Source organism: Iodobacter sp. CM08, assembly GCF_033446605.1.
GTDB lineage: Bacteria > Pseudomonadota > Gammaproteobacteria > Burkholderiales > Chitinibacteraceae > Iodobacter.
In genome coordinates, this window is sequence record NZ_JAWQUO010000006.1 from 40,187 (window position 1) to 57,071 (window position 16,885).

A 16,885-nucleotide genomic window follows, 5' to 3' on the forward strand; every position below is an offset into this window, starting at 1 on the left:
AACATTCAATTCTTAATTGGCTTATTTATCTAATCAATTCTAACAGGCAAGATAGCAGCATATTCTCTGGGACACACACAATGCTTCATCTTTTCTTTGATCCACTTTGCGGCTGGTGCTACGGCGCGGCACCTGCCCTTGCGGCACTCAAGCAAAATAGCAATATTGCATGGCAACTCCACCCAACCGGCCTGTTTGCCCACCCGCAAGCTATGGACGCTGAAATGGCCCAATACTTTTGGAGCAATGATCAACGCATCGCCCAAATGACTGGCCAAGTATTTAGCCAAGCTTACAAAGACAATGTTTTGGGCGATTTATCTAAGCCATTTAATTCAAGCGACGCCACGCTGGCCTATTATTTGATTAGCCAAGCCGTACCCGAACAGGCCATTCATATCTTGCATCGCGTACAACAACTACGCTACGCCGATGGCTTACAAGAGAGCAGTGCATTTATTCAGATTGCAATTGAATTTGGCTTGGATGGCAAGCAATTTGCTCAAGACTTTGCTGCTGGCTGGCCAAAAGAGCTAAGTGAGATGACCAGCAAGGCTCAAAAAACCATGCAACAGCAGGGCCTGCGCGGCGTGCCAGCACTATTATTACAAAAAGACAATCAGCTTTCTGTTGTACCTAGCTCCTTGCTATATCAAGACCCACAAGCCTTAATTGACTTTGTAGCAAAACACCAATAATCCACACTTAAGACACCACAAAGGACTCACCATGAAAATCGCAATCATCGGCGCAACCGGTTACGTTGGCTCAAAACTATTGGCAGAAGCCCTAGAGCGTGGCCATCACGTCAGCGCGCTCGTGCAAAATATCGACAAGCTGCCTAGCCATGCCGGTTTAACCGCCGTTAAAACTAATGTGAATGACGAAGCCGCGCTCACCGCTCAACTGGCCGGTCACGATATCGTTATCAGCGCCTTCAGTGGTCATGCTGCTGGCGATGTTTACCAATATTTTGTGGATGGTTTTACGCATATTTTAAATAGCGTTAAAGCTGCAGGTGTAGCGCGCTTTTTAGTGGTTGGCGGCGCGGGTAGCTTAGAAGTAGCACCTGGCTTGCAAGTTGTAGACACCCCAAGCTTTCCCGCAGAATGGAAAGCCTCAGCGCTAGGCGCACGTACTGCGCTTGAATTACTGCGTAAAGAAAGCACACTAGATTGGAGCTTACTCAGCCCATCCGCCCATCTAGAGCCAGGCACACGCAGCGGCGTATTCCGCCTAGGTGGCGATCAGCTACTGCTTGATGCCCAAGGTGAAAGCCGTATCTCGGTAGAAGACTATGCAGTAGCGATGCTTAATGAGGCAGAAAACACACAACACAGCCGTCAGCGCTTTACCGTTGGGTACTAAAACCCTCATTGCCCCTCCTAGAGGAAAATCAGCAAACGCCCTATAAGCGCATTTACTGGCCAAAACCCAAAGATAATTAAACGCATCACGATCGACTCTTGAAATTAAAAAAGCGGCTCATATGGAGCCGCTTTTTTATGCAGAAAATCCGTCGTTTTATAAAGTACAACAGCTTTAAAAAACCACATCTCACAGAGAAAAACGAGCATGCCGATTAGATATACAGTGCTTGTCACTCGCCCCTAAATTATTTGTGCCAAAAAACATACGTCACACTGAACTCCCGCCCCCCTCAGACAACTCTGAATTTCAGCATAAAAACACATCAAGAAACCTGCTTTACAACTCTGCTAGCCCACTATTAATATAAGATAAAAGCAAAGACTCCAAAGCTAAAATGGATTCTTCCAAGGCAAAAACCGCAGCAGCTAATTCTTCTGGCTGATGGGCACATTTACAGAGAGCCTCCAGTACCTCACAACTCCGCATAAGCTCACCAGCATTAACAACCTGAGCGGCTCCCTTGATTTTATGCGCCAAACCACCCAAGCCTACTGTATCTGCCACATCAGAAAGATTTAAAAGTGTCACCAAATCATCCCGATTATTATTGATTAGCTCATTCAAAAATCGAGCAACTAACTTAGGATTATTGCCCGTTAGCCTCATGAGCTGCTCAATTTTAACCTCACCGTAATCTCTTTCCCCTTCCCCCAAAAATAACACTGGAGAAAGTGCAGAGCTCGTTAAGTATTTTGCTAAATCATCCACCCCCACAGGCTTAAACATACAATCATCCATCCCTACCGCCTTACAATGCTCACGCTCCTCCTCTTGAGCATTAGCGGTATAGCCAAGTACACGGCATGGTGGCAACTGGCTTATCTTTTCTGCTTTGCGAATCGCTTGAGTTAGCTCATAGCCACTCATCACAGGCATATTGCAATCGGTAATGACCACATCAAAATGGTTTGCTTTCCAAACACTCAGCCCCTCTGCCCCATCTTCTGCGGAGCGGACCCCATGCCCCAGATAGATAAGCTGTTCACACAGCAATAAGCGATTCGCAGCGTGATCATCCACCACTAACACCGTCAAGGGCTTTTGCTCCTGCTGCCCTTGCTCTACCCAGCCCTGAGCAGACAATACGGGTTCTAGCACATTAAAAGTAAGGCTAACCTGAACCTGAGTCCCCACCCCTAACTCGCTAGTAAGCTCTAAACCACCGCCCATCAATTCACAAAGCTCACGACTAATCATCAGGCCTAAGCCAGCACCTATCCTAGTGCTCTGCCCATTATTGTTGGCCTGAATAAAAGGCTGAAATAATCGCTCCTGATCTTTTTTGGAAATACCAATACCACTATCTTTCACTAACAACTGCACCTGCAAATAGACGTCATCGATTGGCTTACCCAGCACTTGAATATCAACCCGCCCTTTATGAGTAAATTTAATAGCATTTCCAATTAAATTAGAAAGTACTTGTTTAAACCGTAAAGGATCAAGCAATACATCCCTATTAATACTCACGTCCAAATCCACAACCAAACTCAATCCCTTTTGCCTAGCCAAACCATCAAAAACGCGCACCACGGATTCGACTAACTCACGCAAATGCCCTCTTGTAGGGGCTAAGCTCAGACTACCAGACTCAATTCTAACCACATCCAAGATATCGCCAATCAGCTCTAATAAACTTTGGGCTGAACCATAAGCCACCTCAATGGCAGAACGATCAAGTACATTCCGGTCCGCTTTTTTTAATGCAAGTTCTAACATCCCAATAATTGCATTCATAGGCGTGCGAATTTCATGACTCATAGTCGCTAAAAAAGTCGTCTTTGCTTTGCTTGCACAATCCGCCAACTCTTTTGCATCCTTCAACCCACTAATTAATTGCTCCCGCTCAGTAACATCCACATAGCAACAGGCTACACCTTGAATTGCCCCCCTAGAGTCAAGACAAGGAAGCATCCAATGACGACAAATCATCATCGAATCCTCTACTTCCCAGCTCAGGATACAATCCACAGCCACCTCATCACTAAGCACCCGCTGAAATGCTACGTTCAGCGCTCTAAGCCCGTCCGCACCATTTAAACCCAATGAAATGAGCACATCAGCATTATCTGCCTTACCTATTAATGACTCCCGCGTCAAACCAATTTTATTTAGAAAAAAATCATTACAAAACTGTAAAACGCCATCGGCTCCAACAATATAAATTGGAAAGGGTGCGCCATTCATTGCCCCAGCCAAAAGATTCAATTTATCAAGCAATACACGATGAGCTGCAGTCCTCTGCTTACCAATCATTGCTAATCTAAGATTCCAAATCACAAAAATAACGATAATAAAAAAAACAAGAACGATGATGCTATAAATTAAAGATTTATGATCAAGCCAGCGGCCTGAAGACACCATAGGCGGAGCCTGCCAGCGACTACGAATCATTGATCGCTCCTCAACAGGAATCGCAGCCAAGGCCTTATCTAAAATAGCAAGCAATTCTATCGCATCTTTTTTTACAGCAAATGCGGGTTGGTATTGGATTTGCTCATCACCCAAATCTAACATTGAAGAAATATACAATTCATTTTCAAATAAGCTATGAATATAGTATTCAGCCCGTGGCAACGTCACCACAGTGGCATCTACTTTTCCTGTCGCGGTAAAGCCCAAGGCTTCAAGCGCATTCTCCATATTTGCTAATTTTATTTTCGGATATTTTCTTTTTAATATTTCAATTAATTCTACATTATCGACAACAGCCAGCTTCAAACCATCAAAATTTGAAAGGTCGTCAATTCTGGGCATCCCCTTTTTTACCACAAAAACATATTGACTATAAAAAATTGGCCGACTAAATATAAATTTCTTTCTTAAAGAAAGTGAGCGGGATAACGGCGCAAACACATCAATATCACCATCATCGGCTTTAGAAAAAGTATCGCTCAAAGATGAGCTGCGGGATATTTTAAAAGTCAAACCCGTATTCAATTTTATTTTATTTAAAACATCACCGAGCACCCCCTGCAAACCTCCATTTATATCAAAATAGGATATAGGGGCAATATAGTCACCCACATCAATGGTCACAACAGGGTTTTTATTTATCCATCGTTTCTCTGATTCAGTTAGAGTAATTTTATTTTTATTACCAAGATTAATACCATTACCATTCCATCTACGAGCAATTCCTGCCTTTTCTTCTTCTGTAATTGATTTTAGCGCAGCGTTAATAATCCGTTGCAATTTAGTATTATTTTTTCCAAACACATAACAACACCCATAATTACCCAAATCAATTTCACTCAAACCATTCAATTCAAGATAATTATAAAAATCATTATTAATTAAGTAATTAGCAGAAATTAAGTCAATAATCATTACATCAGCCGATCCAAAAGCAACCGCGCCAAGCGCATTACTAACTGAAGAAAACGATTTGAAATTTGCGCTTGAATATTTACTTTTTAACACAGAAAAAGGGATGTAATCAGGCACTGCGGCAATACTTACACCGCTTAGATTTCCAGGAAAATGGCGTTCTTCTTTTTTCCTAGATACAACAACAAGATTATTTTCAATATACTGATCACTAAAAATATATGCGCCATCAGAGGAGTAAAAAAAATCCGAGCCATCCAATAAATCAACCTCACCCGCTTTCAAAGCATCAAGCAAGAGCGCTTGGTTAGCATAATGATAGACCTCAACCCTAACCCCTAGCGACTCTGCAATCACCCCAATATAGTCTGCAGTCACACCAGAAAACTCACGCTCATAAGTTGTAATACCAAAAGGAGGCACATCAGGTAACGCAACACCCAGTTTTAATATTTTTTTTGCTCTTAACCAACGTGAATCTTGTTCATCAAGCGGTACATCATGCATGGTAGAAAAAACATGCTCAGATAATAGCAACTTATCCAAAAAAGGAACCTGTGAGCTAGCCTGGTGCATCAGTAACGAAAATAGCAAAAACATAAGATACTTTACATGGCTCATACGGGTGTATTCCTACTCACCATATTGATTAAATCAGTAAGACTGCTAATCCCCAATTTAGTAAAAATCCTAAGCTTATATGTACTCACCGTTTTAGGGCTTAACAGCATATCAGCGGCCATTTCTTTATTGCTTTTCCCCAAAAGCAACTGCTGCATAATCATCATTTCACGGTTAGATAAACTATTCAGCATTTGACGCTCTGACTGTAATAGATTATCCCCCGTAGAGGCTAAAAATGACTGGTTTGGAAAATACCCCACCCCTTTCATTATCATCTTTATTGCATCAACTAAATCTGTGATTTCTTTATCTTTGCCCAAATAGCCAGAGGCCCCCGCCCGCATACAGCGCTGAACCATCTGCTCAGCCTCGCCGGATGAAAAAACCATAACCCGAATAGGGAGCTTTGATTTTTGAATTCGAGCAATCACCTCAAACCCATCTAGATTGGGAATAGCAAGATCCAATACCAGTACATCTGGCACTAAGCTCTGGGCCAATTGCCAAGCATCCACCCCATTATCCGCCTCACCTACCACATCGAAACCATTCTGTTCGAGTAGCATTTTTACCGCCAACCGAACCACGGGATGATCATCCACAATTAAAACTTTTGCCATAAAAAATCCATTAGTGAGGCGTACATCACATCCCAAATAACTATGCCAACTTTTACCTTAAATTAACAATACTTATAGGTGCAAACATTTATATTCAAATGCCATAAAAAATTCCACACTAGGGGTAATTTAATTTGAAATTTGCTACTGCACTAAAGCGCCCAGCTTTTATCGTTTTATTTTCAATTGTACTAGGATCACCGTGAACAAACGCACTAAATTGAAGCGTATTCTCACCTGTAGTTAGATCGATCCCCCCTGTTGAGGAGCCTAAAGGCAAAATATTATTTTTATATTTCAATCCTATTGCCACACCTGATGCAATAGACCCTGGATCAAGAGCCAATAGACCATTCTGCTCAGCGCTCTTATTCCCCGTAAAAATAATGTTAACTGATTTACTAATACTAAGATCACAATTTTTTAAAATAAAACTAAAATCTTTTGTAGCAGCTACGCCAGAAGAGTACAAATCCTTAGTTGATATGGCATTAAACCGTACTGTTTGATCGCCACTTTCTATCGCTAGAATGCAGGGACTTGCAAGCAATTCTCCAGAAATATTCACCTTAATTGCCATTGCATGCTTTGGTGTAAACATAAATAGGCCCAACAAGAAAATTTGATACATTAGCAGTTTCAAAATAAAACACCTTATCTAATGATAGAAATCATCGTAATATTTGCTAAAAACTTTCCAGGAGCTAATGATTTTGCTGCATCTAATTTAGTGGGAGCAATACTTAGCTTCAATTTGTCATTTATAGAGTTGACTAAAAAATTACTCCCACTTCTTACAGTCTGGTCATTCACTAATAATTTTAGGCCCAAATTAGCATGGTTAGTTGTTAAAACATTAGAAGTACCCACAAAAGTGCCAGTAATCCTAACTAGATACTCCGCAGCCCCCAAACCTGGGGTACATTGTTGAGGGATATCTACCTGAATAGATGGTTCGCCATCTACCTTTTGGATATCCACCTTCCCCAAATCAACGCTATAATCTTTATCCATATTAAAAACACAGCGAGGAGGAATAAAAACACTCCCTTTTAATCTAACCACAAGATTTACATCACCCGCAGCAAAAGCATCTGATCCCAATAGCAAACTGAACAATATAAAGAATGAAAAATTAAAAATTTTATTCATTATGTACTCTGAAATAAAAAGGGATAAATTCACCATATAGAATGGATTTCATTCTTATGGGAACACAATAACCAATGTGGCTGTGGCTGTAAAACTCCCACTTACGTTTTTACCACTTCGCTTGACTGGCACAAAACCCACAGAAATTGCCCCACGCCCGCTCGTAGAAGACACCTGAAACAAATCTCCTGGCTTAACGACCTTATCTGCAGACATCATAGCGATCCCTAAATCCGCGCCTATTGTCGAAGCAATAAGCGTGTTAGACAAAGTGGATGAAGCTGCCGTAAGACGCACCGCTAAACTCCTTGCATCCACCACAGAGCCGGTACAAACAAAACTTGGATTAATTGCCTTGTAATTACGATCGGATACACTAGCAGAAGTAGAAAGCAAATCAGAATTAACACTGCCAAAATCAATATTTAAATCTGCCCCCGCATTTATTGTGCATTTAGACGGAAAAGTTAACGTCGTATCCGCAGTCTGCAATTTCAAATAAGGCTGCGCTGAAAACACAGCACCCTCTGTATCCCCATAGGCAAGAAAAATAGATGAAATAATAATGCCAGCGGGAATCCTTATGGAGCCTCCCGTCACGTTACGCCTCAATTTATAATAAAGCCAGCCGCCATATGTTGGCAGACTCAAACGCATCAAGTTGTTAAAATACGTTCCAGTCTCTATGGTTGCACCACCGGTATTATTTACAAGCAAAAAAGGAGCCGTATTACCAGCAGGCGTAAACCCAGGTATTAAACCATATACAACACGTACATCAATATCATCAGTCAATTTATAATAGCCAGCATTAATACCTGGGGTTAACTCCCCCATAGTGGATCTTAAATGCATAGCCCCAGGTTTTTCTCCTCTTGTATTACTACAAATAACGGCCTGGCTTTGCTCTGGCAACCCCCAACCAGGTAGAACCTCAGTCCCTACTTTATTGCTTTTAAAAATATCACTAGCTAAAACAGGTGCTGTAGTTAACGCCGAGTAACAGTTAATAGCAGAAAAAGAAAATGCAGAATAAGTCACGGCAATGCATAAAAAAACAATCCTAAAAAAACCATTCATAGCTATTCGCCTTTAAGTACATCCATTTTCGATTGTTTATTTTTTTACCGCACATTTATCTTCACCACATGTAAATAACAGCTCTATATGCCCACCATAATCATTAATATACGTCAGCACAAAATGGTTAAATTTATTATCTTTCATAGGTAAATCTAAGCTCGATTTTGGCTCAATCATAAAACCTGCAAACTCTGCAATAGAATTCTCTTTTTCTGCAAGTGCAAATTTTGTTACCGTAATATGATAGGCAGTTGGATTTATCACCTTAAAACCTGTAGCCACTTTATTTAAAATCAATTTTTCTTGCCATCCCCCCCCCCCAAGCAAACCAATATTTTTAGGGCGGTAAAACATCTTAATTTGTGTCTGCATCGCAATTTGCATTACGTTTTCTTTATCGCTTTTAGGCGGTATTTCACGTAGATTAAAATAAAAAACACTTTCTCTATCCTGCGGTAAATCAGCAATGGAAGCCGTTTTTTCAATTCGTACCAAACTTTCTGAATCAGCCTCTAAGCGCTGCAATGGGGGTAAAACGGCAAAAGGAATACCCTCTTTTTTATAGTCTTTATTTTCCAACCAAGCTTGCGCCAAATAGGGCAATGCCTTGCTCCCATTAAAAATCCTAAGGCTAGTTGACTTATCCTGCTCGTTATAAACTAATCGCGTTCTATCCAAACCAACGGCCGCATTAACAATCGAAGCTTGCGCGCCACATATTGCCGCAAATAAAATAAAAACGAATGATTTCATTTTATAATTACCTTTAATTTTCATTTATTAATAGGGCACACACGTTAATGTGGCTAGACTTTGAAGGGTATTTTTTTCTGCAATATAAATACGGCATTTACTATCACTCCAAGTGGCGGTAAATTCGCTATCTGAATTTATCCCAGATAAATACGCCATTCCTGCATCACTCACCAAGCCCGCCATACGCCCCTTAGCATCAACAATTTGAGCCCCAAAAGGTAGGTACTTGCCATCTGGCAATGTAAGAGTAGTCATTAGCTTCATTCCTTGCTGTACAGAGAGCTTTCTATAGCCAACCGCACCTTCTGTTAATGTTGCATCCACAACAGGGCTTGATACTTCAACGTCATCGGCCAGTTGATTCACATCAACTGCAGCGCTGGTTCGAGCATAGCTATTTACATCACCAACAACGGCCTTTCCCCAGTAATTGCTTTGCGTGCGCCCACCATTAACAGGCACACCACCCACACCAGCGGTATCAAGCATCAATCTGGTGCCACCATTAACACTTTGTTGATGCAAAGCTGCGCCTTCTGCGGTAATCGTTATCGCACTTCTAACGGTTGCTGCTGCAGACCAATACTCGCCACTTTCATGCCCTACGCTCAGGGTAGTACTCGCCATCGCCCCTTCATGAGCATAATAGCCACGTACAGATTCGGCACTACCACTTGCTTTATCTCTTACCCCAGCACTGATTTGCCAATGATTTCCGTCGTTTTGATAATTACTATATGTAACATCATGGCTATTCACATCATTATTTCTACTTGCAGAATAATTCGCTGAAGCGCCTTGCCCCATTGGTATGGACAAGTTCATTGATAGCATATTGCCGCTGTTATTTTTATTTACATTTTTAGAAAAAGACAAACTTGCAGACACGCCTTTTATGAAACCAGAGTCAAATATTTTGTTAATTGATAAATTAATACGTTCTTCAGGTAAAGTATTCCAATAATCCTGATGGGTATACGATGCATATACAGATGTTTTAAAGTTAGCAAAACTTTTACTACCCGTAACTGTATACATGGATTTGCTGTTTCCAATATTTACTAGGGCTTTATTTGCTTCTAAAAACTCATTCATGCTCATAAATTCGCGCTGAGAAAAACGATAAGCTGCAAAGGCAATATCACCATCAATCTCATCAAAACGTTTTGAATAATTTAGCCGATATGAATAGCCTTGACGATCGTTCTCGTTAGCTAGATTAGCGGCAGAACGCGTTACATCCAATGATAAAGCACCAAACTGATATAAATCTCGGCCCAGACCCAGTGCAATAGCATTATATTTTTCTGAAAAAATAGAGCCGCCGAACAAAGACCAACTATTACTTACCCCCCAGGAAAACTCACTAGCGCCAAATAATATGTCCCCCGAATTACCCGATTTATAGCCAGAAGCTGATGATTTACCCATTGCAGCCTTATACCGTACACTGCCTGGACGTGTTAAATAAGGAATTGTTGCTGTATCTACGCTAAATACTTGAACGCTGCCATCTTGCTCAAGCACTCTCACCTCTAATTGACCACGCACCCCACGCCCTAATTCTTGAATATTAAATGGCCCTGCAGGAACAATAGTTTCATACAAAATATTAGCATTTTGCAAAATAGTAACCTTAGCATTTGTTTTAGCAACACCCCTTATCTCTGGTGCATAGCCTTGTAATGCAGGCGGCAACATACGATCATCACTACTTAACGCGATTCCGCTATAACGAAAAGAATCAAACAAGTCTGAGCCTAAATAATTATCACCAATGACCAAAGTAGAATTGATACTTGGCAATGCTCGGTAAGCATAAATACGCGACCAATTGAAGCGACTCTCCGTTTCTACTCCTCCTTGATTCCCGCCCTGAAAATCACCTCTAAAACGCCATGCTCCCAAATTGGCACCTAGCGTTCCATACACACTTAGCTTGCGCTCAATAGGCTTATTTTTAAATCTTGACTCATAAGCAGTGGCACTATAATCCAGCATTAAACTTGGCAATCCATCATCCCAAAAAGCTGGGGGAACCCAATCTGCATCAGCATATTCCATATAAGCTAAAGGAATGCCAAGCGCAATATAGCCCTCATTGATGGCATTACGGATACTTATACCTTTCAATTCACTAAAATCAGCACACTCGTCATTATGCCAGTATGAAATTAGCTTAATCGATTCATCTTTTAAACCTAACTTAGCAAGCACATCAGGCGTAATACAGGCCTCTGCACTTTCTGCTGCCAACCCGCGGGAGTGAAACATCACTGGCAATTCAGGAATTAAATGATTATTTGATTTAATTCCTAATATATAACGGCCAGGCAAAACATAACCAACTTTAGAGAATACAGACAAATCAATATTTTCACGATCAACCGCATCTAATACGCCAACATTAAATTCTACAGCGCAACATATAGTGGGAATAAATAAAATAGCACCCAATAGTTTTCTATTAAACACCCCATCCCCTCTTTTATAAAAAAACACAGTAATATAGCAATAATTTAATATTACCAGTCAGTATGACGATCTATATGGGCGCGCAAAAATGATGGTTAATTTAAAGCCACGACAAACAACTCATGGTAAAATTACGACCCACTGTAAACACTATTTTTATCAAATAAAAAAACATCACATAAACTACTTAATTGTTAAATTAACTAGTTCTGCTTTTATACGGAAGCACAAGCCAGAGCATAGCGAGCCTCACCCCTAAAAAAATCAAGGGCAGTGCGGCCTTGGCATTAGCCAAGTACTCTAAGCATCAATTTTAATTAAGAAAAATACGGGATTGTATTGGGTGCAAAACAAGAACATCGTTATGCACCCTTTTACATAGTGCATTAACAAAATAAGCGATAAATTTTTAGTTGTTACTCACATAAAAGTCAGGGCAACATTTAATTAAATCCTCATTAATGTTAATTCACAAAACAATGCTATAGGTAATTTAATGTGAACGTCACTGTCGCCGTAAAGTTACCCGGTTGAATATCATCCGCACTTGCCGCCGCCGCGACAGGCTTCAAGTAAGCATTAAATTTTAAATCATTCTCACCCGCTAGCATTGGAACTGCGGCACTCGCTGTACCCAACACTATTGGAGTACCATAAGAATCGTCGATCTGAATACCAGCCCCTTTAGTAGTTCCCTCAAGAGCCAATAAGCCATCTTTAGCTGCTCCACTAAATGTAATCGTTACATTCTTTTTAGTTGCAACAGTGCAATCTTCTAACTTGATTGTGAAGTTAGATTTAAGCTTACCATCCTTTGAAAAAATGGATTTATTTGAAATAGCGCCCATAGGAATAATTTGGTTTTGTGTTGAAGCTGAAATTGAGCATGGTGCATCAATAATCGAACCTTCAAATTTAACGGTACCACTCCCCTCATCCGCAGCGAATACAGAGCCTGCAAACAACATCGAACATGCCATAGCAGATGCAATATATTTTAACTTCATAGTATTTATTCCAAATAAAATAATTAGATATTGGTGAGTCATATGGCATCAACGCCACCGACAGATGCAATTTTATGCTCATTAAATTTAAATCACACGTCAGCACAGACTCAATTAAGATGAGAAAATTCTTTTACTGTTGTAGGAAAAATCCTGCCGCAGTTCGCACAAAAAACTGTATCCTTTCCTAAATTTAAAGAAGTACAACACATGCGCTATTTCCCGCCTTGGCTACTCTTACTGGGTGCGCTTACCGCGCTTGGCCCGCTTTCCATTGATATGTATTTACCTAGCTTCCCTGCTATTTCGCATAGTTTGGGAGCCTCGCCCGGCTCGGTGCAACTCACGCTTGCCAGCTTTTTTATTGGCCTTGCCATAGGCCAAGCGATTTACGGCCCGTTTAGTGATCGATTTGGCCGTAAGCCACCGCTTTATTTTGGTCTTGTGATTTATATTCTGGCCACCATAGGCTGCGTCTTTGTCACACATATCGATCAGCTGATTGCTTTGCGCTTTTTGCAAGCCTTGGGCGGCTGCGCAGGCATGGTGGTTTCCAGAGCCGTAGTCAGGGATCGCTGCAATGTGCAAGAAATGGCCAAAGCTTTTTCTACCCTGATGCTGATTATGGGGCTCGCCCCAATCTTGGCGCCGATTGTAGGAGGATGGGTAGTCACTACACTGGGCTGGCGCGCCATTTTTGCTTTTCAAATGCTGTTTGCGCTAGCTTGCTTAATTAATGTGCATTTCTTTTTTAAGGAAACGCACAATACCCAGCACAGCCCAGCACTTGAATTAGGCAAAGTTTTAAAAGGCTATGCCGCACTGATCCGCGATAAAGCCTTTATGCGGCACACCCTAACGGGCTCGCTGATTATGGGTGGCTTCTTTGGCTATATCGCCGGATCGCCCTATATTATTATCGAGTTATTCGGTGTGCCCGCCGAGCACTTTGGCTGGATCTTTGGGAGCAATGCAGCGGGTTTTATTATTAGTAGCCAATTTAATGCGCGCGCACTTAAAACCCATAGCACCGCTAATCTACTCAGACGCGCGCTGTATTTACCGGCTATTTCTGGGCTAAGCCTGTTTTTGCTACAAATCTTTGGCCTGCTTAATTTCCCGCTTTTGCTGCTGGGCTTATTTATTTTCATCACCAGCATGGGCTTTATCACCCCCAACACCTCGGCAATGGCTTTGCAACACCAAAGCAAACAAGCTGGGCTGGCATCTGCCCTACTCGGCACCTTGCAATTTGGCTGCGCCACACTGACTGGTTTATTAATGGGCTTGTGGCACGACAACAGCGCACTCCCCTTGCTGACGCTATTGGCAGCATGTGGCACAGGCGCATGGCTACTGAATCGGACAGGGCCAGTGGCGGTTGTAAAGGCTTAATAGATTACTCATCGTGTCGCCCTCATGGGCGACACCTGCCTGAGGCAGCGCCATACAATTCTATTAGAGTGATGCAATCGCACTTTATAATGGCAAATGAGCCCAAGCACCAAAACTAGCTCTCCTTCTTCCCTCCATTCTTTTGGCATTAAAAATACGCCAGCAAGCAGTCAGATTCACTCGCACAGCGGCAAGCCCACTCCCTGATTAACAGGGCGCTACCCTGATGATGGGCTTTCATTTAGAATTGATACTTTCGTATTCACCGAATACCGACCTTACACTATGAAATCAGCCGAAATCCGCCAGAAATTTCTCGACTTTTTTGCCTCTAAAGGGCACCAAGTTGTTAACTCCAGCCCGCTTGTGCCAGGTAATGATCCAACGATCATGTTTACCGTGGCCGGTATGGTGCAATTTAAAGATGTGTTTTTAGGCTTTGATAAGCGTAATTACACCCGTGCCACCACCAGCCAAAAATGCTTACGCGCAGGCGGCAAGCATAACGATTTAGAAAACGTTGGCTACACCGCGCGTCACCATACTTTCTTTGAAATGCTCGGCAACTTCAGCTTTGGCGATTACTTTAAGCGTGATGCCATTCATTACGCTTGGGAATTTCTAACTGGCCCAGAATGGCTAGCGATTCCTAAAGAAAAGCTAATGGTGACGGTTTACGCCTCGGATGACGAAGCGTATGAAATCTGGAACCAACAGATCGGCATCCCTGCAGATAAAATTATCCGCATTGGCGACAATAAAGGCGGCGCTTATGCCTCAGATAATTTCTGGGCGATGGGCGATACCGGCCCTTGCGGCCCTTGTACCGAGATTTTCTACGACCATGGCGATCATATCTGGGGCGGTCCTCCAGGTAGCCCAGATGAAGACGGCGATCGCTTCGTAGAAATCTGGAACAACGTGTTTATGCAGTTCAACCGCGATGCCGAAGGCGTGATGCACCCGCTACCTAAGCCATCTGTTGATACCGGCATGGGGCTAGAGCGTTTGTCCGCACTCTTACAAAAAGTGCATACCAATTACGAAATTGATTTATTTGTTGCACTACTACAAGCTGCGGCCCAAGAAACGGGTGTGCCTTACAACCAAGACACGCCATCACTCAAAGTGATTGCCGATCATATCCGTGCCTGTTCATTCCTGATTGCTGACGGCGTATTGCCAAGCAATGAAGGCCGTGGCTATGTATTGCGCCGCATCATTCGCCGTGCGGTACGCCACGGTTATAAGCTTGGCCAAAAAAGCGCCTTCTTCTACAAACTGGTTGCCCCCCTTGTGGCGGAAATGGGCCATGCCTATCCCGAGCTAGTACAAAAGCAAGCTCAGATTGAAGACTTGCTCAAATACGAAGAAGAGCTGTTTGCCAAAACACTAGAAAACGGCATGGCGCTGCTCGATACGGCTCTGGCTGGTGGCAAAACCGTATTAGATGGCGCAACCGCGTTTAAATTATCCGACACCTACGGCTTCCCTATCGACTTAACCGCGGACGTATGCCGTGAAAAAAACGTCAGCGTTGACATGGAAGGCTTTGAAGTTGCCCTTAATACCCAGCGTGCGCAATCCAAGGCGGCCGGTCAGTTTAAAGCGGTAACGGGCTTAGAATACGATGGCAGCGCCAGTGTTTTTCATGGCTATACCGAGCATAGCCGTGAAGCCAAAGTATTAGCGCTGTACAAAGGCAATGAGCCAGTACAAGTATTAAACGCAGGTGAAACAGGCGTTGTGGTACTTGATCACACGCCATTTTATGCAGAATCTGGTGGCCAAGCAGGTGATGTTGGGCAGATTTTTGCTGGTGATATTTTGTTTGACGTAACGGACACGCAAAAAGTGAAGTCCGATGTATTTGGTCACCAAGGTATACTCAGCAACGGCAACTTAAATGTCGGCGACGCCGTTATCGCCAGCATTGATATGGGTAAGCGCCAAGCCAGCCAACGTAATCACAGCGCTACCCACTTGCTGCACGCGGCACTGCGCACCGTGCTTGGCACACATGTGGAGCAAAAAGGCTCGCTCGTTACATTTGAGCGCACCCGCTTTGACTTTAGCCAACCGCGCCCAGTGACCGCAGCCGAAATCGCCCAGATTGAAGCGCTGGTCAATGAAGAAATCATGCTTAACGACGCAGTATCTGCCTCTGAGATGAGCTTTGACGACGCGATTGCCGCCGGTGCCATGGCCCTGTTTGGCGAAAAATACGGCGATGATGTGCGCGTATTACAAATGGGCAAGTTCTCTACCGAGCTTTGTGGTGGTACCCACGTGGCCCGCACGGGTGATATTGGCCTGTTTAAAGTGGTCAGTGAAACGGGCATTGCCGCTGGAATTCGCCGTATCGAAGCGATTACCGGCAGCGCGGCATTGGCAGTGATTCAGGCACAAGACAGCGAAATCAAAACACTTGCGGCGATGACTCAATCTAAACCGGGCGAGTTGGCTGCCAAGCTAGAAAAACTTCAAGCCGAGCTCAAATCTGCGCAAAAAGAAATCCAAGGCTTAAAAGGCCAGATGGCTTTTGCTCAGCTAGACAACTTATTGGCCGGCGGTTTGCGCACTATTAAGGATGTGAAGTGTCTAGGCGCGGTGGTAGAGGGTGCCGATGGCACAGTACTGCGTGAAATGAGCGATAAAGTCATGGACAGACTGCAAAGCGGCATTTCACTACTGGCCAGCGTAAGCGAAGGCAAAGTTAGCTTAATCGCCCGCGTGAGCAAAGATTTAACCGGCAAAGTCAAAGCCAGTGAGCTGGTCAACTTTGTAGCGCAGCAAGTGGGCGGCAAAGGCGGCGGCAAGCCTGATATGGCCCAAGCGGGTGGTACTGAACCAGCAAACCTAGATGCGGCACTGGCAAGCATTCCAGCTTGGTTAACTGAAAAGCTGTAAAGATGTAGGGCGGCCTGCACATCAAGTTATCTGATTATGTCTCTTGCTCAATGAGCTCTGTGCAGATGGGTTTCTTAAGTGTTGGGCTTGGTTTTTGAATGT

At 43.1% G+C, this 16,885-nt stretch carries 12 protein-coding genes; 4 read left to right on the forward strand and 8 right to left on the reverse strand.

What is annotated here, in order from left to right:
• Window positions 1-80: 80 nt before the first annotated feature.
• Together R6242_RS04585 and R6242_RS04590 are read left to right on the forward strand one after the other, a co-directional pair.
• Window positions 81-698, forward strand: coding sequence for a DsbA family protein (locus tag R6242_RS04585; RefSeq protein WP_318424346.1), 618 nt, complete (start codon window positions 81-83; stop codon window positions 696-698).
• 31 nt (window positions 699-729) lie between these two features.
• On the forward strand, window positions 730-1,368 hold the full coding sequence (locus tag R6242_RS04590; RefSeq protein ID WP_318424348.1) for an NAD(P)-dependent oxidoreductase: 639 nt from the start codon (window positions 730-732) through the stop codon (window positions 1,366-1,368).
• Between the two features lie 339 nt (window positions 1,369-1,707).
• On the opposite strand, the gene R6242_RS04595 is transcribed toward R6242_RS04590, so the two are convergent.
• From R6242_RS04595 to R6242_RS04630, 8 genes are all read right to left on the reverse strand, one after another.
• The gene (locus R6242_RS04595; RefSeq protein ID WP_318424351.1) at window positions 1,708-5,307 is read right to left on the reverse strand and encodes a transporter substrate-binding domain-containing protein; all 3,600 of its coding nucleotides are present in this window, start codon (window positions 5,305-5,307) and stop codon (window positions 1,708-1,710) included.
• 71 nt (window positions 5,308-5,378) lie between these two features.
• On the reverse strand, window positions 5,379-6,005 hold the full coding sequence (locus R6242_RS04600; protein WP_318424354.1) for a response regulator transcription factor: 627 nt from the start codon (window positions 6,003-6,005) through the stop codon (window positions 5,379-5,381).
• A gap of 118 nt (window positions 6,006-6,123) precedes the next feature.
• The gene (locus R6242_RS04605) at window positions 6,124-6,648 is read right to left on the reverse strand and encodes a fimbrial protein (RefSeq protein ID WP_318424357.1); all 525 of its coding nucleotides are present in this window, start codon (window positions 6,646-6,648) and stop codon (window positions 6,124-6,126) included.
• Between the two features lie 11 nt (window positions 6,649-6,659).
• Window positions 6,660-7,157 (reverse strand): fimbrial protein, encoded by a 498-nt coding sequence (locus R6242_RS04610; protein WP_318424359.1) that lies wholly within the window; start codon window positions 7,155-7,157, stop codon window positions 6,660-6,662.
• A 54-nt stretch (window positions 7,158-7,211) separates the two neighbouring features.
• Window positions 7,212-8,237: a fimbrial protein gene (locus R6242_RS04615; protein ID WP_318424362.1), complete on the reverse strand. Its 1,026-nt coding sequence runs from the start codon at window positions 8,235-8,237 to the stop codon at window positions 7,212-7,214.
• Between the two features lie 36 nt (window positions 8,238-8,273).
• Complete coding sequence (locus R6242_RS04620; protein ID WP_318424366.1) at window positions 8,274-8,993, reverse strand: molecular chaperone; 720 nt, start codon at window positions 8,991-8,993, stop codon at window positions 8,274-8,276.
• A 27-nt stretch (window positions 8,994-9,020) separates the two neighbouring features.
• Window positions 9,021-11,471: a fimbria/pilus outer membrane usher protein gene (locus R6242_RS04625; protein WP_318424369.1), complete on the reverse strand. Its 2,451-nt coding sequence runs from the start codon at window positions 11,469-11,471 to the stop codon at window positions 9,021-9,023.
• Between the two features lie 482 nt (window positions 11,472-11,953).
• The gene (locus R6242_RS04630) at window positions 11,954-12,478 is read right to left on the reverse strand and encodes a fimbrial protein (RefSeq protein ID WP_318424371.1); all 525 of its coding nucleotides are present in this window, start codon (window positions 12,476-12,478) and stop codon (window positions 11,954-11,956) included.
• A gap of 210 nt (window positions 12,479-12,688) precedes the next feature.
• Between R6242_RS04630 and R6242_RS04635 the strand changes: the two genes are divergently transcribed.
• Window positions 12,689-13,873, forward strand: a complete 1,185-nt coding sequence (locus R6242_RS04635; protein WP_318424374.1) for a Bcr/CflA family multidrug efflux MFS transporter — start codon at window positions 12,689-12,691, stop codon at window positions 13,871-13,873.
• A gap of 285 nt (window positions 13,874-14,158) precedes the next feature.
• Window positions 14,159-16,783, forward strand: coding sequence for an alanine--tRNA ligase (gene alaS, locus R6242_RS04640; RefSeq protein WP_318424376.1), 2,625 nt, complete (start codon window positions 14,159-14,161; stop codon window positions 16,781-16,783).
• Window positions 16,784-16,885: the final 102 nt, after the last annotated feature.